Below are 20864 nucleotides of genomic sequence, written 5' to 3'. Positions count from 1 at the left end.
ACAGAAGAATGCCCCCAAAGGGGGCATTCTTCTGTTTAGTTAGTTTTACAATCCTGATAGAGCTTCTTAAATTTTTGCTGCTGCATATTGTGATCCACAATTGGTAGAGGATAATCGCGCTTTTTGCATTGATGTGGTGGAATATTCCCACTCAAAAGCTCGGCTGTAGTCAATCCCTGTAATTCAGGCAACCACCGCAAAATATACTCACCTTCTGGATCATACTTGCGGGCTTGTGATGCAGGATTAAAAATCCGCAAAGGCTTGGGATCCATGCCACTAGATGCGCTCCATTGCCAACCACCATTATTTGCGGCTAAGTCACCATCTAGCAACTTCTGCATAAAATAGCGTTCGCCCCATTGCCAATTAATTATCAAATCCTTAGTTAAGAAACTGGCGACAATCATCCGACAACGGTTGTGCATCCAGCCCGTTTGATTAAGTTGCCGCATTGCTGCATCGACAATCGGATAACCCGTGCGACCTTCACACCATGCAGTAAATTTCTCTTCGTCATCATCCCAAGGGAAGTTTCGCATTTGGGGACGATAGGCTCCTGTTTCTAATTCAGGGAAGTAAAAGAGAACATGCTGATAGAATTCCCGCCATGCTAGTTCCTGTTTCCATGTAGTAATTCCTGCGGCATCCTCTTCACTACGCACTAGCTGCTCAGCCGCGATCGCTTTTTCCCATACTCTTCTAATGCCAACTGTCCCGAAGCGCAAATGGGTACTCAATGTCGATGTACCCGCATGGGCAGGAAAATCACGTTCCGTTTGATAACGCAAAATTCCATTACCATCACAAAAGGTTTCTAATAGTTCTAAAGCTGCGGCTTCACCTGCTTTCGGTAAGGTAATGTCATTGATGAATTTTAGTTCACGCAAGCTTGGTAAAGGAATTACAGGGAGGTTTTCATAATTTGCTAAACCTGTTAATTTGTGAGGAGATGTAAAGGGTTGAGGCTTTGACTTACTTTGCCAATTTCGCCAAAAGGGGGTGTAGACCTTGTAGGGTTCTCCTGATTGCGTAGCGATCGCATCGGGAGCTATCAAGCCAATATCAATGAAACTTTGAACCTTGACACCGATTTCTTGTAAAGCTTGAGTCGCTTCGCGATCGCGCTTAATCGCAAAGGGTTCGACATCTTGGTTAAAAAAGACATGACTTGCATTAATTGCTTTTGCCAGTTCACGAATCGATTGCACGGGCTGCCCATACATGAATAGCAATTCGCTGCCCAAACGTCGATAGTTAGCTTGCAACTCGCGCAAACAACCAAGCATAAAGTCAACCTTGCTGCCCTCGGTCACGCCATCATCGAGAATATCAGGATCAAATATAAATAAACCGATCACGATCCCTTGTTCTCCCACCTGTGAGATCGCCTCACTTAAAGTAGGATTGTCATCAATTCGCAAATCGCGCCGATGCCAGACTAAAGCGATCTGTCCCGATAATATTTCACGATTTTTTCCAGAATTACTGGCTATTTGAGGCATAACTATCTACAGATTTACAGCACTTCACCATTATTAATCAAAAATTTCCTGGATATCGCAATGCTTGAGTTAAAAATAAGGGATGAGTGGCAGTGCAAAGCACCGCCACTCATCCCTTGGTTTTTGATTTGCTATAGAATCGATATTGATCAACTTGAGATTGTTATCATGCCAGTCAAAATTGCGATCGCGCAAATACAGCTAAACCAAGGTCAACGAGTCACCCTTGAAAATATTAACTGGCAAGAATTTGAGGACATCTTAGAAGATTTAGGAGAGCATCGTCATGCACTAATTGCCTATTACAAAGGAGTGTTGGAACTGAGAATGCCATTAGCAGGACATGAACGCGCTAAGGTTTTGATCGGAGATTTACTCAAGATTATCTTGGATGAATTAGCCTTGGAGTGGGAATCTCTCGGCTCGACAACCTTTAAGAATAAGCAAATGCAGGTAGGGATCGAGCCTGATGACTGTTTTTATATTCAGAACTACCAAGCGGTAATTGGCAAACAAAGAATTGATCTTACAGTTGATCCTGTGCCTGATTTAGCGATCGAAGTAGACTTAACCTCAATTACACAAATCAGCGCCTATGAAGCTTTAGCTATTCCTGAAATCTGGCGATATAGAAATGGTAAATTAGAGATTAGTCTATTTGAGGATGGTAAATATCTCAATTCGACCATCAGTAAAGCTTTTCCAGCGATTCCAGTTATTGAAGGTATTTCTTTGTTTCTAGAGAAAAGTAAGGAGGAACCGATAAGTATTTTAAGAAGAGAGTTTCGAGAATGGCTTCAAACCTTTCATTGTTAAATCTAAAAACCTCGCTTTGCGAGGTTTTTAGATTTAGCGAGATGTAATTTTTACTGGTACTAGCTTCTTTACATTTGCCCAGCTAAACTCGTGCAAAAGGACATAGGAGCAAGGAATTAGGAATAGAGTCAGAATTGTGGCAAGGGCTAAACCAGAAAAAGTAACAATTCCCAATGGTTGCAAGAACTCGCCACCTTCGCTGCCGCCTAGAGCCAGAGGAAAAGCACCAACAACAGTTGTAATTGTGGTCATTAGGATGGGGCGTAATCGCATCGGTGCGGCTTGGAGAATTGCTTGAATGCGGCTACATTTCTGTTCCTCACGCAATTGGTTGGCAAACTCGACCATGACGATCGCATTGTTAACCACAATCCCCACCAGCAAGATTACACCGATCACCACCATCACATTGATCGAGCTATTGGTGACATATAGACCAACAATGCCGCCCGCTAGAGCAAGGGGAATTGTCAGCATAATCACCAAAGGATCGATCAACGAGTTGTACTGAACTGCCATCACCACAAATACTAAGAAAGAAGCGAGTAAACCTAATACCCCAAAGGCTTTGGAGAGATTATCGTTCGCTTGTTTGGCGGTACTAGGTAAAGCCACGACCCCATCAGGCAGATCGATCGCTGCAATCACATCTTCTGTCTGTTTGAGCGCATCGCTGAGACTTGTGCCGCGTTCTAAACTGCCGAGAATCAAGAACACTTGACGCTGGTTGATACGTTGAATTTCCCCTGGGGCGAGACCTTCGCGGATAGTAGAGACATCCGCAAGGCGGACAGGACGATTATTGCTGACAAATAGCGGAACTTGCTGCAATTGCGAGGCATTTTTGCGTGATTCGGGATCGAGTTGGACGCGCACATCGACTAGGCGATCGCCTCTTTGTAACTGGGTCGGCACAGAGCCTGTAATTGCAGTTTGCAGAGTAGAACCAATGGATTGCGTAGATAATCCCAAAGCTTGTAAACGTTCCCAGTCAGGGAAAATTTGCACTTCGGGTTGACGGGCATCGGTATCAGGACGGAAGTTTGCGCCTTTAACACTTTTTTCTAAGGCGCTGAGAACTTCTGCACCTGCTTGGGCTAGGGCTTCAGGATTAGTACCCTGCAAAATTACATCAATATCCGTGCGTGGTACAGGGGAATTATTAACGATAATGCCGCGTACTTGTCCGGGGTTAACCCTGATTCTCACACCTGCCAGATTTAATTTGCTGATTTCCCGATTGACGCGACTGATAAAACCTGTCAGATCTGCATTTGGTTTGAGAGTAATAGTGCTGCCACTGCGTAATGGATTTGCAGTTACATTATTACCAAAGGAACCGCCACCGATGGTTGTAAAGGCATAGGCAGTTTCAGGCTGTTTAATGAGAATATCATCCACAATTTCCATGACTTTGCGGTTAGCTGCAAGGGTAGTACCTGCGGGAAATTGAGCGTTTAAGCTAACATCACCTGTTTTCACCTGTGGAATGATCTCTTGGGGCAGTTGTCTCCCCATGAAGAAGCCGCCACCACCAAGGATCGCAAATACGGCAATCACTACCCACAGCCGATAATGGACGATTCTAGCGAGGAATCCTGCATAGCCCAATGTAGCGGCGGCGAATCTTTGCTGAAATCCACGCATAAACCAAGTTTCGCTCAACCGACTCGACCAAGGAATACCTAACAGGCGTGAGGCGATCATCGGGACGACGGTAATCGCGATCGCGATCGCGGCGATACTCCCAAAACTAATTGTGAGAATCAGTTGATTGAATAGCAGTGATAGAAATCCACCGAGTAATAGAAATGGAAAAATAACCACAAGGTTAGTACTCGTAGAGGCAACCAATGCGGATTCAATTTCGGAACTGCTAATTTGAGCTTGGGCGATCGTATCTTGCACACCGTGATTTTTGCGATTGCGCTCCAGCCCATTGATAATGTTGTCTAACATGACGATGGAGCAGTCCACGACCCCACCCACACCTAAGGCTAAACCACCTAAGCTAAAGAGGTTCATCGAAAATCCAAAAATACCCATCGCAATAATGGAGGCAAGGGTAGCGAGGGGAATGGCGAGGGTGATAATCAAGGTTTGACGGATCGAACCCAAAAATAGCAACACGGCTGTCCCCGCTAAAACTGCCCCCATGATTCCTGAAGAGGCAACGTTGGCAACGGAAGCGCGAATTAATTTGGATTCATCTAAGGTGGCGGTAATAATGGCATCACTGGGAATTGCGCCACTTGCTTGGAGGGCGGCAATCTTTTCTGTGACGAGATCGACAACCTCAATCGTATTGGCATCGGGTTGTTTGGTGACTAGCAATCTAACGGCAGATTGTCCATTCAGGGAAGTAAATACCCGTTGCTCCTCAGTCCCATCAACTATTTCGGCAAAGTCACGCAAATAGACCTGTCGGGGTTGGGCTGTGGTACTGCCACTACGCACAGTAAAAGATAGGTTTTCTAGTTCCTTAGTATTGCGAAATTTACCGATCGCACGGGTAAGCGGTTCGACAGTGCCATCTCGCAAGCGTCCGCCTGAAATATCGACATTGCGATCGCGTAAAGCCTTTAAGACATCATCAATATTCACGCCGACGGCTTGCAGACGCTTAAGATCGAGATTGACCTTTACCTCTTCTTTGACACCACCAACCACATCGATTCCTGCTACCCCTGGCACGATCGCTAACTCGCGCCCTAATTCCTCATCGGCAAATAGACGTAACTCTGTTAGTGAAAGGGAAGGCGATGTGAGCGCAAACTCATAGATAGGAAACTGAGATGGGTCAAATTTGAAAATACGCGCATCTTCAATATCGTCTGGTAATTGACTACGACCTCGGTTAAAGCTAGCCACAGTATTATTAAGCGCCTGCTCGACATTACTACCTGCCTCAAAAAACAAATCCACTCGTACTTGCCCTTCACGGGTACGCGAAAAAAGCTGATTCACACCTTCCGTCAAGGCTAGAGCTTCTTCGAGTGGTTTGGTAACTTCCGTAATCGCAACTTCTGGACTAATCCCCGGAATATTCACCTGTACGCCAATTCGGGGATAAACAATAGATGGCAGTAAATCCACCTGCAAGCGGCTGATATAGAATGCCCCCATCACAAAAATCGCGAGGGTCAGCATCAATGTGCCAATATGCCGACGAATCGCGATCGCACTAATACTAAATCCTGTTGGCTTAGGATTGGATGATTTCTGTTCGCTCATAGTTATTTCTTAAATAATTAAAAAAAAGGTAACGATGCAAAGCACGAATAGCCTTACCTCATTACTTATCGGGATAACACGCTCAGCTTTACAGAATCGCCATCCTGCAACTTACCACCACTCCTAACAACAATGCGATCGCCGACCTGCAAACCAGAGAGAATCACAACTTTACCGTCACGGCGATCTCCAAGAGTAACTTTACGCGCCAACACTTTTGGATCTTTCTGATCGCCCGTAATTACAAAAACTGTGCCAGTTTTGGGCTTGCCTTTGTCACTCGCATTAGGGCTAGACTTGGTATCAGTTTTCGATTTCGCTTGAATATTTGTATCTTTAGGTGCTTGGGTCGGTCGTCCTGCTACCTCTAGAGCCGTCTCTGCGATCGCGATTTGACGTTCCTGTTTGCCTGCAAACTGCACTCTCGCTAATTGACCACTACCCAGTTTTCCATCTCGATTAGGAACTATCACTTCCACAGGAATCAATCGCGCCACTGGATCGGCTACTGGCGAAATACGTCTTACTGTTCCCGTAAACTTTTGATCGGGGAAAGTATCAAAACGGACATCAACGGATTGATTTACGCGAATTTTGCTAATTTCTAATTCCGAAATTAGGACAATCACCTTAACTTGACTAAAATCTCCTAACTTCACAACTTCATTACCTGCAAATAGGAGATTGCCAATCTCACTCACCCGCTCTAGGACAATGCCATTGATGGGAGATGTAATTGTGGTATAGGATTGGCGCTCTTGCTCTCTGAGCTTGATTGCTTCTTGGGCTAAAACTCTTTGGGAACTAGCACTCACGGTTTGCTGTTGGAGGCTAACTTGCTGTTCAGCCGATCGCAATGACTGTTCGGCAGCTTTGGCTTCAGTAACAGCATTCTCGGCGGTTTGAGGAGAAACTGCTCCTTCTTTAGCCAATTGGGTGAAGCGCTGAGCATTTGCTTGTGCCTGTTGGTACTGCACTCTCGCTCTCTCCACTTGGGCACGAGCATTACCCACTGCGGCAGTTGCTTGCGATACTTCCGATTCCCTTGCCGCAACTTCCGCTTCTGCCTGCAGCACAGTTGCGGATAGAACTGCATCATCCAATTGGGCTATTGGCTGTCCAGTTGCCACGCGATCGCCAACATCCACATTCAAATCTAGTAATCGTCCTTCCAAACGCGATCGCACTGACACCTCTCTAATAGGTGCAGTCGTTCCTGTGTATTCATTTTCTTCTTCCAGTAGCTCCAAACTTGCGATCGCCACATCTACGGCTACAGCAGGTTTTTGGTTCTGTACTTGAGCTTGGGAGGCATCCTTATTATTTTGCGTGCAACTTGCGGTTACACCTGACAAGCTAGCGATCGTGGCTAATATCCAAAAAGCTTTCATAGACTGAAGATGGCAAGTGTTTCCTAAGGTTATTCTAAGTGATACTACTTGTTTTTGTGTGAAGTTCCCACAATAGATCTTTTGGTTCACAAATACTTGTCGTCATCAATACATTTACCAACTACATCCTATTGAAGCTTAAATTTTGAAAAGCGTGGCAAAGCCACGCTTTTCAAAATTTAAGTCAGTACTTGGCGATGTAATATCAGTAATAATTCGCTAGCGAGGGAATCAGAAACCCTCAAATTTTGCGCTTCATCACCACAAGAGTGATGTCATCATAGACTTTGCCAGAACCGATAAATTCACGGACATCCGCAATGATCATTTCTCTAATTTGATCAACAGGATGTTGATGGTTTTGTTTAATTAATTCAATTAAACGTGGAAGCCCATAGAACTGTTTATTTGTGTTCTCCGCCTCAGTAATACCATCTGTATAAAGCACCACTACATCATCCAGTTCTAAATCGATATTTACTTCAAAGATAAAATCACTAATATCATCCGTTAAACCAATGGGAAATCCTAATGAATCTGTATCAATAATTTCCACATCCCCACTGGCTCTAAGCACAATCACACTCTCATGCTGTCCACTTAATCGCAGTGCATGATCGCGATAATCCATAAGAATTAGGCTTAAATTCTTATCAGAATTCATGCGTTGAATATTCTCATAGATTGTATGGTTTACCGTCGAGAGAAACTTCACAGGATCATTTTCTCCATTAATTAGTAAAGCGCGAATGGCTGTCTGAACCATAATCATGATTACGCCACTTTCTAATCCATGTCCCGTCACATCGCCAATGCCAATTTTAATCTTGCCATTTTTTTGCAGAACATCATAATAATCCCCCCCCACCTCATCGGCAGGTTCCATAAATCCCACAATATCTAACTCTGCAATACTATTTAACTCTTTTACCTTTGGTAAGATCATTTCCTGCAAACGTCGAGTAACTGCTAGTTCGGAACTCATGCGGATGTTTTCAGTTGTTAATTGCTGATTAAGGAAACTAATTTCTCGATTAGCTTCAACTAATTCACTAGTTCGTTCTGCAATGATATCTTCGAGATTTTTGTTAACTTGGTCTAACTGAATATATGCTTGGTCTTTGAGAAATACCTGCTCTTGGAGTTTTGCAGCGGCTCGATTATTTTCGGCAACTAAGGATAAGACCACGATCGCGGTAATGGAGATCACCCCCATAAAGAGTTGCAGTAGTAAGAGAGAACTACTCTCTTGAGATACTTTGTAGAAAAAACCAATTCTATAGGCTGTGCTAATGGAAGCTACCATTGCCGTAGTTGTTACCAGCAAGGTTGTGATTTTAGCCCCAAAGCGAAATGCTGACCATAGCAAAGAGGGTAGAAGTAAATACTCAATTGGTTGACTTTCGATAAGTGCTAAATAAGAAATAGCGATTAAGAGCGTTACCGCAAAAAATAGTTCTTTGAGATCAAATTGGTTGTCAAGAATCTCAAGTTTTTGCTTGATTTTATTTGGTTTTATTTTTGTTTCCTTATTCCACCATGCCAAGATTAAGGGGGCAAATACTAAAATGCCTACCACATCGCCAACCCACCATCCCAAGGTAACAGTCCAATAGATATCCCAAGGGATTAATCCTGCCCAAAGCACAATTGCAGATCCCAAGAATGCCTGCAAGATTGTGCCGCTAAAGGTGGCTGCTAGCGCAAAGACTACAAAATGCTTAACGTAGCCCAAGAAATAATTAGTTTTATTAAAATGTAATACCAACGTAGTTGATAATAAAGCACCGATCGCAGGTGCAAGTCCTGCCATTATTGCGAAGATGAAAGGCACTTTAGAATTCAAAAAACTATTTAAAGCTGCTCCCAAAAATATGCCAAACCAGCACGATCGCCCTCTTGCAAACAGCGATCCCCGCCGATGGCCAAAATGGTGAGCCGAGAGGAGACTGGGGCAGCTTCAAAACTAACGCACTAAAAACGAAGTAAAGTACAGCAATAATTGCGTTATCAATCCACCAAGAAGTATTGATTGCATTGATTATTTTATTGGTCTTCATAAAGACGTGCGTAGCGATGTTGGCAAAATTTTTCAAAATTTTTGTTGTTATTGAAAGTACTATTTCATAGGTAGCTAGGTGCGATTAAATACAAAAATCTAAAACCTGTGACGCACTCACAGCAAGCCTCACAGGTTTTAACCGTAGTTTGTAATTATGCCTAGCTGATTAACAATTCCAATAAGAATGTTGCTCCTTTATAGTTCCTTTCAGAGATTACACATCGCTGCAAGTATTGTAAGTGTCTACTTTTGTATTTACGGATTGAGTTAAACAAGCTTTTTTTCATAAGAATTTAAGCCAATGTCAGGAAACCGTAAATATTGCGCTCTCCAAACATAAATTATCAGTTAATAAATACCCAACATCTCAAAGTTTATGGTTGGATAGGAGTGTAGCCTTGCCCTCCGCCTTAGGGTCAGCAGAACGGCAATAAGACAAGTAATCATTCAGGAATAATTCTATGCAAACAAATGTTGCTAATCAAACCAGCAATATTACGGTAGAAGACGATCGCACAGGTTTAAGTATTGAAACCCTCAAGCGAGCATTTGCCGATAACCTTTTCTACATACAAGGCAAACTGGCACTTCTGGCAAATTTTACCGACTACTATATGGCGCTATCGTACACCACACGCGATCGCCTGTTGCAACGTTGGCTTCAAACCCTCAAGGTCTACCATGAGCAAGACATCAAGACTGTTTATTACCTTTCTGCCGAATTTTTGATGGGGCGACATCTCGGTAATAGCTTGATTAACCTTGACCTCTACGAATCGATCGAGCAAGCTGTACGAGAGTCGGGACTAGATCTTACCGAAGTATTAGAGCAGGAACCCGATCCCGGTTTAGGTAACGGTGGTTTGGGGCGTTTAGCCGCTTGTTTTCTAGACTCCCTAGCTACTTTGGAAGTCCCTGCCATGGGCTATGGCATCCGCTATGAATTTGGTATTTTCAACCAATCAATTCAGCATGGCTGGCAGGTGGAGATCCCTGACAAATGGCTACGTTGCGGCAATCCTTGGGAAGTAGTGCGCTATGAGTCCACCGTCCAAGTCAAATTTGGTGGACATACAGAAATCTACAACGACGATCGCGGTCGTCCCCATACCCGTTGGATTCCTAGCTTCACCGTTGAAGGCATTCCCCACGATACCCCCGTCCCCGGATATCAAACCAACACCGTAAATACTTTGCGTCTATGGAAAGCAGAAGCGGGTGAAGACTTTAACTTCCAAGCTTTTAACTCTGGTGATTATGATGGCGCGGTAGCCACCAAGATCAAATCGGAAACTATTTCCAAGGTGCTCTATCCCAACGACAACACTCCTCAAGGTCGTCAGTTGCGTCTAGAGCAGCAATTCTTCTTTGTGTCCTGCTCACTGCAAGATATCATTCGTCGTCATCTCAAAAAATATAATCGCCTTGACAACTTACCTGAACATGCCGCGATCCAGCTAAATGATACGCACCCCGCGATCAGCATTGCGGAAATGATGCGTCTGTTGGTCGATGAGCATGGTCTGTATTGGGATGAAGCATGGCGCATTACCCAAAGCACCTTTGCCTACACTAACCACACCCTCATGCCTGAGGCGTTGGAAAAATGGGGAGTTCCTCTGTTTGAGAGCCTATTGCCTCGCCATTTGGAAATCATTTACGAGATCAATCATCGCTTCTTGCAGGATGTCCAAACTTGGTATCCCGATGATGATGAGTTATTGTCTCGTCTATCCATCATTGAAGAAAGCGGCGGCAAACAGGTACGCATGGCAAACCTTGCAACCATTGGCAGTCATGCCGTTAATGGTGTTGCGGCATTGCATACTGAACTACTCAAGCAAGATGTCTTAAAGGATTTCTACAAGCTTTGGCCAGAGAAGTTTAACAACAAAACGAATGGTGTTACCCCTCGCCGTTGGGTGTTGCTGGCTAACCCTGCTTTATCAGGATTGATTACCGAAAAAATTGGTGATACTTGGCTCAAGCATCTTGATGAACTCCGTAAACTCGAAGCTTTTGTGGATGACAAAGATTTTCGCGATCGCTGGAGACAGATCAAACAAGCTAATAAGCAAAGGCTTGCCGATTACATCATGGCTCACAATTCCGTAGAAGTGGATGTCAATTCCATCTTTGATATTCAAGTCAAGCGGATTCATGAATACAAACGTCAACATCTTGACCTTTTACATATCATTGCGCTGTACCTTCGCATCAAGCAAAATCCTAGTATCCAGATGACTCCTCGCACCTTTATCTTTGGTGGTAAGGCGGCTCCTGGTTACTTCATGGCGAAGTTGATTATCAAAGCCATCAATGCGGTTGCTGATGTCGTTAATCGTGATCCTGATGTACATGGACGGATTAAGGTTGTCTTCTTGGCGAACTTCAGTGCTTCCCTCGGACAATTGATTTATCCTGCGGCAGATCTATCAGAACAAATCTCTACCGCAGGTAAGGAAGCTTCTGGTACTGGCAACATGAAATTCACGATGAATGGAGCCTTGACCATTGGTACATTGGATGGAGCGAATATCGAGATTCGTGAAGAAGTCGGCGAAGATAATTTCTTCCTCTTTGGTCTAACTGCGGCGGAAGTCGAGCAAATGAAGTCTGAAGGGTACAATCCTTATTCTTACTACGAGAAGAATGAAGAATTGCGTCATGTTCTCGATCGCTTAGCTATGGGATATTTCTCCCCTGGCGAAAAGGACTTGTTTAAGCCTCTTGTCGATGCTTTACTTTATCGCGATGACTATATGCTATTGGCAGATTATCAAGCCTATGCAGATTGTCAGGATCGAGTAGCTGAAGCCTATAAGGATGTTGAGAGTTGGACAACTATGAGTATTCTCAATGTTGCCCGTTCTGGTAAATTCTCTTCCGATCGCACAATCAAGGAATACTGCGACGATATCTGGAATGTAAAACCCGTTAAGGTAGAACTGGAACCCTACGATCCAGCAAAAGCAACTCTTAACGTTGGTAGTTAAAATGATTTGTGGAAGCGCACCCCAAAGGGGTGCGCTTCCACAAACACTAGATAAAGGCTCGCTTAGCGAGCCTTTATTATTTGATGCACATTCTATCCAACTAGTTATGAAAGTCGCTTTTTTCAATACCAAGCCCTACGATCGCCAATTTTTTGGAATAGCCAATGAGCAGCATCAGCATGAAATCGTCTTTTTTGAATCCCATCTCAGCCATGAGACGATTTCTCTTGCCGCAGGATTTCCCGCAGTTTGCATTTTTATTAATGACTATCTCAATAGCTCAATGCTGCAAACTCTTGCCCAAGGTGGTACGCAATTAATTGCTTTGCGATCGGCAGGGTTTAACCATGTGGACTTAGCCGCAGCTCACAATTTGGGAATTCAGATTGTGCGCGTTCCTGCCTATTCTCCCTATGCCGTAGCTGAACATGCTGTTGCGCTGATCTTATCGCTCAATCGCAAAGTGCATCGCGCCTACAACCGTGTGAGAGAAGGGAATTTTTCTATTGAAGGATTGCTTGGATTTGATTTGCATGAAGCAACGGTTGGTGTCATAGGAACAGGAAAAATTGGAGCGATCTTTGCTCAGATTATGCGTGGATTTGGTTGCAAACTATTAGGCTACGATTCCTATCACAATCCTACTTGTTTAGAGCTAGGAATGGAATATGTCTCGTTGTCTGAGCTACTCGCGCAGTCCGATGTAATTTCGCTCCATTGTCCATTAACTCCTGATACCCATCATTTAATTAATGCGACAGCGATCGCTAAACTCAAGACTGGCACAATGCTGATTAATACTAGCCGTGGTGGATTGATTGATACCCAAGCCGCGATTGATGGTTTGAAATCTGGAGCGATCGGCTATCTCGGTATTGATGTGTACGAACAAGAAGCAGATTTGTTCTTTGAAGATTTATCTAATGAAGTCATTCAGGATGATACTTTTCAGCGCTTACTCACTTTTCCTAATGTGATTGTGACAGGTCATCAAGCCTTTTTCACTAGTCAAGCTCTTGCGAATATCGCCGAAACAACTCTCAGCAATATTACAGAATTTGAGCAAAGTGGATCTTGTGTAAATGCTGTCAATCTAGACAAAGCGATCGCAAGCCATAAGTAGCGTGATTAGCCTCCAAAAAAGTGTTGCTTCGCAACACTTTTTTGGAGATTAGGGATTACTAAATATTGCGCGATCGCGCCCTTGATTTTTTGCTAAATATAAACCCTTATCTGCCGCTTCAACGAGCACCTTGGGATCGATTTGTCGCTCAGGGAATATGGTAGATACACCAATACTCAATGACACATATCCACTTATATAGGATGCTTCATGGGGAATTTGTAGATCATTGACAGCTTGACAAATTTGTTCAGCAATATAGATAGCTCCCTCTTTTTGCGTACTTGGCAAAATCACCGCAAATTCTTCACCACCATAACGTGCGGCAAGATCAGCAGGACGACGGATACAAGTTTCGATCGCCTTTGCCACCGCTTTTAAACAAGTATCCCCCGCAGGATGTCCATAGCGATCGTTAAAGCGTTTAAAAAAATCCACATCGCATAATAGTAAGGACAGAGGTGCACATTCCCTAGCTAAACGTTGCCATTCCGTAACTAGGCGTTGATCAAAGGCACGACGATTAGAAATTTGAGTCAATCCATCAATCGTTACTTCACGGGCAAGCGATAGAGCCTTGTCATAGAGCAACGCTTCAATCGTGTCACTATGGGTAGTAGTTGTATCTAAAATTAGTTCTAAATCATTTTTTTCACTTGCCAACTTCTCCAAAAGCAATCGCAGAGCCGCCTCGGTCTGTTGGCGATCTATTATTTCTGTTTGTAGGGAATAATTAGCTAGTGCGAGCTGCTGCTCTTGAAGAATCTTGGAGTTTAACTGATCTTTGAGATTTTGATTTTGAGCTTTTAACTCCTGAATCTCTTTCTCAAGGTTCTCAACTTTAGTCAAGAAAAGTGGTTCCGTGGGAACTTGTTTATTATTTTCAGTTTCCATACTTTACTTTTCCAGATTGGATGTTGGGTGTAGCAATTCTAGAACAGCTTTAATAAATTGCCAAATAACTAGCTAAATTTAACTTTTTAGAGAGTTTCCTGATCTTAATAATTGCCATTTCTCATTAATCATCATATTGGGGGTAGACAGTGAAGGCAAAGGTAGGATAGCTATTGTTATAGGTATGTAGGGATGATCGCACTCACGGATAAGAGAAGAAATTAACAGAAAATAGTATGAATGACGTACTTATAAATTCTCCTACATCTGTATGGAAGCGTCTCCGCAAACAAGAAATTACTTGCGAAGAAGCCCTTCAGCTATTAGTCGATAAAAGGGGGGGCTTACGCATTGATCTACTTGATGAAGATATTAATTACCGATTTTTTCATTATTTTGAAGACCGCAAATCCTTACCACCTATAATTCCTTTGCTACTGTGGCATGGCTATTTTTATTTAGGTTCACCACGTCCGCTAAGTAGCGAAGAAATGAAACTAATCAGTAATCGCACATTGACAGGTATCAAAAATATCACTGTCTCTTCTGAAAGCTATTTACTATGGTTTCTTAGACAAAATTTACCTGAGCCAAATAGTATCGCTTCTCCAATTGTAAATCCCCTTACAGGAAGCAATGAAGAAGCGCATCTCGACGAGATTTCTGAAATATATCTATCCCAAGCACTTGATCAAACCCATCGGATTAATGCTCTAATTTCGGTAGCACTGCAACATCGAGCTAGTGATATCCACTTAGAACCCACAGAATTGGGATTGAGAGTACGTTATCGCATTGATGGCATCTTAAGAACAACACGCATCCTCCCGCCCGAAGTTAGCCGCAAAACAATTGTGGCGCTTAAGGTTATGAGTAATATGAATATTGGCGAAAGTCGTCGTCCTCAAGATGGTCGTATTAGTCAACACTATGTTACTGCCGATCATCTCGACCTTGATTTAGATATGCGAGTGAGCACATTTCCTTGTGTTGGTGGCGAAAAGGCAGTAATTCGGCTATTGCCACGCAACAAAATGATGATGACTAGACTGGAAGATGTTGGCTTTAACGAGCGATCGCTAAATATCTATCGCAATTGGCTATCTCAACCTCAAGGCTTAATTATTGTGACGGGTCCTACGGGTTCAGGCAAAACTAGTACGCTCTATGCCACTTTACAATTATTAGCCACGGATCAAGTCAATGTCATTACTATGGAAGATCCCATTGAATACAACTTATCAAATATCACGCAAGGTCAGGTTCAGGAAGTAGGGGGACTTACCTTCGCGTCAGGGCTAAAATCGATTTTACGTCAAGATCCCGACATCATTATGGTGGGGGAAATCCGTGATTTAGAAACTGCTGAAATTACAGTTAGGGCGGCTCTTACAGGACATCTCGTACTCTCAACCATGCATACTAATGATGCCATTAGTACGATTTCGAGATTAAAAGATTTGGGAATGAATACCAACTTAATAATTGAATCGCTATTAGGGATAGTCGCTCAGCGATTAGTTAGAAAGATTTGTTCTTTTTGCTCTGAGTCCTATGTCCCAACCAAATCTGAATTGAAGTTACTCAATATCGGTATACAAGATATTAAGTATCAAGACTGGCGAAGAGGCAAGGGCTGTGAACATTGCTTTGGTTCGGGATATTTAGGACGGGAGGCAATATTTGAAGTTTTAAATATCACTCCAAAACTACGCAAAATCATCAATGAAGAGGATCAATCCCATTTAGTTTCCTACTTATCATCAGAACAGAACTATGAGTCTTTTGCCTATGGTGTGCGTGAGAAGGTTTCTACGGGGGTTACTACCCTAGAAGAAGCGCTTCGAGTAATACCACGCCAATTACTGATGAATGAGGATGCTCGAGAAACTATTTAGTGCAGCTTTGCCGCATTTCAAGAGAGGATTATTTACCCGCCGAAGGCGGGTAAATAATCCTCTCTCGAAATGGACAACTAATTTCTGAAGTTGGCAGGGTCTTGATCGCGGCGGTGCTTAAAAGGAATGGGATCACCTTGCCGATCGCCTACTAGTGCCGCCGTCTTTTCTAAAGCTTCGCGCAACCGTTTTGCGGCGTAAATGGACATATCGCGTGGCACACTAATGCGATCGCGTAAATACCTCAATGCGCCATCAGAACCCGATGGTGGAATACAATCTGTACCCTTGATCATATTGGTCAAAGCACAACGTAGAGCCTCATCAAATAAGCGATCGTCCGCAGGATTAACCCGAATAATATTATGACGATGCTTAATTACACGATAGAGCGCTTCTTCTCGCGAGTTCTCAGGTTCAGGATAAGTAACATCGGGTAAGCCAAACCAAGAGCCATGATCGACTCTAGCCTTATTGATCAGCATTTGTGGTTCACCATTTTCCCAACAACCTCCCATTTGTGGTGGTAGATCATGGGCATGGGTATGGAAATCGCTCTGAGTGCCGCGATAGGTGGCTCGACTTTCCATCGCATCAAACCATGCAGCCATTCGTGGATTCTCTTCCCGCATTGAATAGCCTTTGTAATAATACAAACTAGCGTTCATGCGCTCAACATAAGGAGTAAAAATCACATCGGCAGTTCCAAAATCATCCAAAAAGTAAGGGCTAGGAGTACTACCTAAAACCTCTTCCACTTTTTGCATCACTTCGATAAACTGCTCACGATTGCGCTGTTCTTGGCGGGCAGACATAATCGGACGACAGAGCCATTCGCACCATGCTCTAAACAAAAGCCTCTCTAATCTTCTAATAGGAATCACCTGAGCATCGAGCATACCGAGTCCAAGAGGACCAAAAGCCTGTTCTAATGCGATCAAAATATCATCACTTTCAGTAATTAAGCGTCCATCAAGCTCGATCGCAGGCAACATCCCCGATGGTACTTTCCTTTTGTACCAACTTTCCTTTTCGCCATAGCAAAACATGGTGACTTTTTCGATGCGATAGGGAATCTGCTTTTCTTCTAGCCACAGCCAAATTTTTTGACAGTAGGGACACCATGCATGGTTATCGCGGTATAGAGTAACACGCACATCATTTTCCGAATGCCCAAATAGGCGCAACTTCGATTGTGCATTAGTAAGTCCATTGACATAGTCTATTTGAAAATCCGTCAGAGATTCTAGTTCTGTCCAACTTAAAGGAGCAATATTCATAGGAGCGCATATCATGATCGCTACTTAGTATAGCGTTTTGCAACCATTAGTTAGGAATACAGCAGCCTATTTAGGGTTAGTGTAATACAGATAAATTTTGAAAAAGCTTGCGAAGCAAGCTTTTTCAAAATTTATCTGGGTTTCGAGAAAGCGCAAAGCGCTGTATCTATTTGGGAATAGTATCAATTAAACCTTTATAGAGAGTTGCAAATTGAACTTCACTTACAGGCTTGGTATTATTCCATGTGGCGGAAACACAATAGGATTTACCAGTTTTTGATTGTAGGAAAGTTGTAAAGTTTAACACACCTGCATCCGAACCACCTTTAAAGGCAACCTTTGCCCATCCCGTTGGATCAGCTATACCTGAGTTAAAAGACATCAAGGGCAAATCAGCAACATCTTCAATCAGAGCACATAATTCTCTTGTTGTAAAAATCCATTCGATATCAAGAGAAACCTTGGGATTGGTCACAAATTCCATCACATCGGGTAGGTCTTGACGCGAAATTTCTTGGAGGATCTGTAGGCGATCGCTAGTATTAGCAAATCGATATTTCTTTAATAGTTCCGCATTCTTAGAACCCCGTAAGGTAAACATTTCACGGGTTTTCAGTAGAGGACGATTGCGAAGGGAAAATCTCTCTACTTCCTGTCTACCAACAAGATCGATTAGCGTATCCGTAGCCGTATTGTCACTGAGGGAAATCATCAAACCCGCTAAGGTTTGCACCGTTAACAGAGAACCTGCTGACCAATTTTGTAGCAGTCCTGTGGGTAGGCTTTGGTGCTTTGTTTGAAGTGAGATAACTTTACCCCAAGTTAGTTTCCCTTCTGCAATTTGATTTTTTAATGCATTGAGTACCGCAAGTTTAAAGGCTGAACCCACTGCCATTGGCTGATCGGCGCGAATACCTGCCCGTTGATTTTTGCCTTCCATCACCAATAGACTAACTTCACCTTCTAAGGCTTTAAAGCTAGCAACTGCTTGTTCAAAAGTCTGTTGATGCTTACCCAAGAAAAATGCGGCAATTTTTCCGTCTGGATTGAGCCGAATTTTGATCGGCACATTACCGCGATCGCAAATCGCCAAATAACTGACACCTTGACCTTGCACATCACGACAATTGCCAACGATTATTTGCAAATCGGCAAGGATTTGCTCAATTTGGGCAAGTGGTAGCTTAGTTAATAATTCAGGAGTGAACCATTCCGCCTTTGGTTTGGGAGAGTTGAGTAATTGCGCGATCGCTTTCTGCGGCGTAACAACCTCTGAAGCGATCAATTGTGATGAGTTTACCGATTCGGCACGAGCAGGTAAGTTCCTAGCTAAAGCAAATCCACTAATACAGGTAATTAAAAAAGCGATCGAGAGCGAATATCGTTTCATTATCATCAATTGCTATTGCTACTTTTGTGGGGAAACTGGATCGATTGCAATAATGTGGTCAACCTGAAAACCTGCCAAGGTAAAGTCCTGCGTAATTTTTTCAGTGGGATAGGGGGTGATCTTTACAAACTCCTGTTCGTTACTAAGCAATACCCCTACAACGCTGATCGGCACTTGCAAAAATAGATTTGCACCGACAAAGGCAGCACAAGCAATGAAGAGTCCCAGAATGTGGAATTGATCCAGCAATTGACTGAGTATCGGTAACTCAATCATCGTTAAGGGTGGCAATTGATACAGCCCATACAATATGCCCACCATTGCCACAGCCGTTGCTGCGCTAAGGATACGTTGTTTCGGCATTTTAAATAGACTCAAGATTTGGCGCTGCTGATAGGAGATTTTGTCTGGTTTCATTGCCAGAACTAACAGACTAAAAATCTCAAATGGTCGAGACCATTGCATCAGAAAAATAGGGAGGATACCAATTACAACCATTAGTAATAGTTCTAATCCCAAAGTGGGCAGGCGATCGCTAGTTGATAATCCAAACCAAGTAATTACTAAAAAGATCGGGAAAGCTACAATTCCCGATAGATGAATCCATAAAAAAGGTTCTGATTTAAAAGAAGCCATATCTTAAAAAATAAAAAATTAATAAAAAATCAATATTATCTAGTTAGAAATTCCGCCCCATTCCCTTTATGTATCCTACCCCTTTAGACTGATTGCGTGGCAAATTGTTAAATAATGTAAACTAGCGTGAAATAAGGTTATTGCTAGCTACAGACTGGTTTAAATCTCCCAAATCTAGTAGGGGACTTGCGGATAAAAAATGTCCCATCAAAGTTATCTAGCTTCGACTCTGCTCAGCTAACGTTGGCTGAGCAGAGTCGAAGCCACAGGTACTTTAATTAATAGCAAGTCCCTAGTTGCTATCAATCGCATAGGGATTTCTCGAAGAGTCAAATTGACCACCAAGAGCGATCGCTCTTGACTGATCTTGAAAAGGTGATCGCTTATTTAGTGAAATCTGAAATTTTGTCCTTAATGTGCTGAAAAATCACTATAAATAACCGACTTTTTCTTGTTTTAGCAAAGCCCTATTAGTGAGAATATAAGCCATCCTAAATCAATCTAAATCGTCCTAAATCGTCATTTAGAGACCTTTGCTATTCATAAAACTCAAAAATCGAAAAATTGCGGAACCAAATCACGGGGTAATTGGAAAATGGGCAACTCAGAACATCTGGCTATACTGAAGCAAGGGGTGGCGAGCTGGAATCTTTGGCGGCTTGAAAACCCTGAAATTATTCCCAATCTGAGTGGTGTTAACTTGAGAAGGGCTAATCTACGTGAAGCAGATTTAAGCGGTGTGAATCTACGTTGGACAAACCTTAGTAATGCAAATTTGTTGGGCGCTAATTTGAGCAGCTCTGACCTAGTTAAAGCTAATTTGCGAGAAGCAGATTTGTATAAAGCCAATCTCAAGGATGCAGAAGTTAGTGGCGCTCATTTAAGCAAAGCTCACTTGCGCCAAGCTTGTTTACAGAGATGTGATTTGAGTTTAGCTAATCTCAATGGAGCCGATCTCACAGAGGCTTCCTTTAAAGGCGCTAATTTAAGTGGTGCAGACTTAGAAGCCAGTGAGTTAAGAAATGCGGATTTGAGTGAGACCAATCTCAGTAATGCGATTTTGAGTAATGTCAATCTTGCAAATGCAGATTTGAGACGTAGCGATTTGACCAATGCTAATTTGGAATTTGCCAATCTTAGCAATGTAAATTTGTCGGACTCTAATCTCAGTACAGCTAATTTCAGTAACTCCAATTTACAAGAATGTGATCTGAGTAATGCCACGATCAATCAATCTAATTTGAGTCATGCCAACTTAACTGATGCCGTTCTCAGTAATGCCAATTTAAGCAATGCTAATTTGAGTAATGCAAATCTCAAAAATGCTGTTTTGAGTAATGCAATCCTGAGCAATTCTGATTTAAGTAATAGTAATTTGGAAGACACGATTTTAAGTGATGCTATCCTTAGTAATGCTAATTTAAGTGGAGCAGCCTTAAATGGAGCGCAGTTAATTTCTGCTAAATTAGATGCGGCTTTTTTAATTGGTACTAATTTGGCAAAAGCAAACTTGCGCTTAGCAAATCTCAATGGAGTAAGTTTATCCGAAGCAAAATTATTTGGCACAATTATGCCCGATGGTTCTGTGCAAAACTAGGTTTGCATAGCTACCGCGTTAATAATGGTGTGCGGCGAAGCC

General features: G+C 42.8%; 14 protein-coding genes. 5 read left to right on the top strand and 9 right to left on the bottom strand.

All coding sequences use genetic code 11. The features are described 5' to 3' along the window. Positions 1-35 precede the first annotated feature (35 nt). Positions 36-1505, bottom strand: a complete 1470-nt coding sequence (locus tag HC246_RS18630) for a cryptochrome/photolyase family protein (protein WP_169364948.1) — start codon at positions 1503-1505, stop codon at positions 36-38. 168 nt (positions 1506-1673) lie between these two features. Here HC246_RS18630 and HC246_RS18625 point away from each other — a divergent pair, with 168 nt between their 5' ends. After that, positions 1674-2321 (top strand): Uma2 family endonuclease, encoded by a 648-nt coding sequence (locus HC246_RS18625; RefSeq protein WP_169364947.1) that lies wholly within the window; start codon positions 1674-1676, stop codon positions 2319-2321. 33 nt (positions 2322-2354) lie between these two features. Here HC246_RS18625 and HC246_RS18620 read toward each other — a convergent pair whose 3' ends face one another. From HC246_RS18620 to HC246_RS26015, 4 genes are all read right to left on the bottom strand, one after another. Next, complete coding sequence (locus HC246_RS18620; protein ID WP_169364946.1) at positions 2355-5555, bottom strand: efflux RND transporter permease subunit; 3201 nt, start codon at positions 5553-5555, stop codon at positions 2355-2357. Positions 5556-5620: 65 nt separating this feature from the next. Then, positions 5621-6946 (bottom strand): efflux RND transporter periplasmic adaptor subunit, encoded by a 1326-nt coding sequence (locus tag HC246_RS18615; protein WP_169364945.1) that lies wholly within the window; start codon positions 6944-6946, stop codon positions 5621-5623. A 241-nt stretch (positions 6947-7187) separates the two neighbouring features. After that, positions 7188-8816, bottom strand: coding sequence for a SpoIIE family protein phosphatase (locus HC246_RS18610; RefSeq protein WP_263972532.1), 1629 nt, complete (start codon positions 8814-8816; stop codon positions 7188-7190). Beyond that, the gene (locus HC246_RS26015; RefSeq protein WP_169364943.1) at positions 8797-9006 is read right to left on the bottom strand and encodes a hypothetical protein; all 210 of its coding nucleotides are present in this window, start codon (positions 9004-9006) and stop codon (positions 8797-8799) included. Before HC246_RS26015 ends, HC246_RS18610 begins: the two co-directional genes overlap by 20 nt. A 463-nt stretch (positions 9007-9469) precedes the next feature. Here HC246_RS26015 and HC246_RS18600 point away from each other — a divergent pair, with 463 nt between their 5' ends. Next, the gene (locus HC246_RS18600) at positions 9470-12004 is read left to right on the top strand and encodes a glycogen/starch/alpha-glucan phosphorylase (RefSeq protein ID WP_169364942.1); all 2535 of its coding nucleotides are present in this window, start codon (positions 9470-9472) and stop codon (positions 12002-12004) included. 106 nt (positions 12005-12110) lie between these two features. Next, positions 12111-13127 carry a 2-hydroxyacid dehydrogenase gene (locus HC246_RS18595; RefSeq protein ID WP_169364941.1) on the top strand — a complete coding sequence of 339 codons (1017 nt, stop codon included), beginning with the start codon at positions 12111-12113 and terminating at the stop codon, positions 13125-13127. 48 nt (positions 13128-13175) lie between these two features. Here HC246_RS18595 and HC246_RS18590 read toward each other — a convergent pair whose 3' ends face one another. After that, entirely contained in the window at positions 13176-14021 is an 846-nt protein-coding gene (locus HC246_RS18590) for a diguanylate cyclase (protein WP_169364940.1), read from the bottom strand. A 236-nt stretch (positions 14022-14257) separates the two neighbouring features. Here HC246_RS18590 and HC246_RS18585 point away from each other — a divergent pair, with 236 nt between their 5' ends. After that, entirely contained in the window at positions 14258-15919 is a 1662-nt protein-coding gene (locus HC246_RS18585) for a GspE/PulE family protein (protein ID WP_169364939.1), read from the top strand. Positions 15920-15996: 77 nt separating this feature from the next. Here HC246_RS18585 and HC246_RS18580 read toward each other — a convergent pair whose 3' ends face one another. The 3 genes from HC246_RS18580 to HC246_RS18570 form a co-directional block, all read right to left on the bottom strand. Continuing rightward, positions 15997-17199, bottom strand: a complete 1203-nt coding sequence (locus HC246_RS18580) for a glutathione S-transferase family protein (protein WP_169364938.1) — start codon at positions 17197-17199, stop codon at positions 15997-15999. 166 nt (positions 17200-17365) lie between these two features. Then, positions 17366-18589 carry a serine hydrolase gene (locus tag HC246_RS18575; RefSeq protein WP_169364937.1) on the bottom strand — a complete coding sequence of 408 codons (1224 nt, stop codon included), beginning with the start codon at positions 18587-18589 and terminating at the stop codon, positions 17366-17368. Between the two features lie 18 nt (positions 18590-18607). Then, positions 18608-19225, bottom strand: coding sequence for a low-complexity tail membrane protein (locus HC246_RS18570; protein ID WP_169364936.1), 618 nt, complete (start codon positions 19223-19225; stop codon positions 18608-18610). Positions 19226-19820: 595 nt separating this feature from the next. On the opposite strand from HC246_RS18570, the gene HC246_RS18565 reads away from it, so the two are divergent. Further along, the gene (locus HC246_RS18565) at positions 19821-20822 is read left to right on the top strand and encodes a pentapeptide repeat-containing protein (protein WP_169364935.1); all 1002 of its coding nucleotides are present in this window, start codon (positions 19821-19823) and stop codon (positions 20820-20822) included. Positions 20823-20864: the final 42 nt, after the last annotated feature.

The organism is Pseudanabaena yagii GIHE-NHR1, assembly GCF_012863495.1.
Lineage (GTDB): Bacteria > Cyanobacteriota > Cyanobacteriia > Pseudanabaenales > Pseudanabaenaceae > Pseudanabaena > Pseudanabaena yagii.
This window is presented reverse-complemented; position numbering and strand designations above follow the sequence as displayed.

Bases quoted from the DNA above. Each gene is read 5' to 3' on its own strand.
- HC246_RS18630 (WP_169364948.1), bottom strand. From the start codon at position 1,505: ATGCCTCAAATAGCCAGTAATTCTGGAAAAAATCGTGAAATATTATCG.
- HC246_RS18625 (WP_169364947.1), top strand. From the start codon at position 1,674: ATGCCAGTCAAAATTGCGATCGCGCAAATACAGCTAAACCAAGGTCAA.
- HC246_RS18620 (WP_169364946.1), bottom strand. From the start codon at position 5,555: ATGAGCGAACAGAAATCATCCAATCCTAAGCCAACAGGATTTAGTATT.
- HC246_RS18615 (WP_169364945.1), bottom strand. From the start codon at position 6,946: ATGAAAGCTTTTTGGATATTAGCCACGATCGCTAGCTTGTCAGGTGTA.
- HC246_RS26015 (WP_169364943.1), bottom strand. From the start codon at position 9,006: ATGAAGACCAATAAAATAATCAATGCAATCAATACTTCTTGGTGGATT.
- HC246_RS18600 (WP_169364942.1), top strand. From the start codon at position 9,470: ATGCAAACAAATGTTGCTAATCAAACCAGCAATATTACGGTAGAAGAC.
- HC246_RS18595 (WP_169364941.1), top strand. From the start codon at position 12,111: ATGAAAGTCGCTTTTTTCAATACCAAGCCCTACGATCGCCAATTTTTT.
- HC246_RS18590 (WP_169364940.1), bottom strand. From the start codon at position 14,021: ATGGAAACTGAAAATAATAAACAAGTTCCCACGGAACCACTTTTCTTG.
- HC246_RS18585 (WP_169364939.1), top strand. From the start codon at position 14,258: ATGAATGACGTACTTATAAATTCTCCTACATCTGTATGGAAGCGTCTC.
- HC246_RS18580 (WP_169364938.1), bottom strand. From the start codon at position 17,199: ATGAATATTGCTCCTTTAAGTTGGACAGAACTAGAATCTCTGACGGAT.
- HC246_RS18575 (WP_169364937.1), bottom strand. From the start codon at position 18,589: ATGAAACGATATTCGCTCTCGATCGCTTTTTTAATTACCTGTATTAGT.
- HC246_RS18570 (WP_169364936.1), bottom strand. From the start codon at position 19,225: ATGGCTTCTTTTAAATCAGAACCTTTTTTATGGATTCATCTATCGGGA.
- HC246_RS18565 (WP_169364935.1), top strand. From the start codon at position 19,821: ATGGGCAACTCAGAACATCTGGCTATACTGAAGCAAGGGGTGGCGAGC.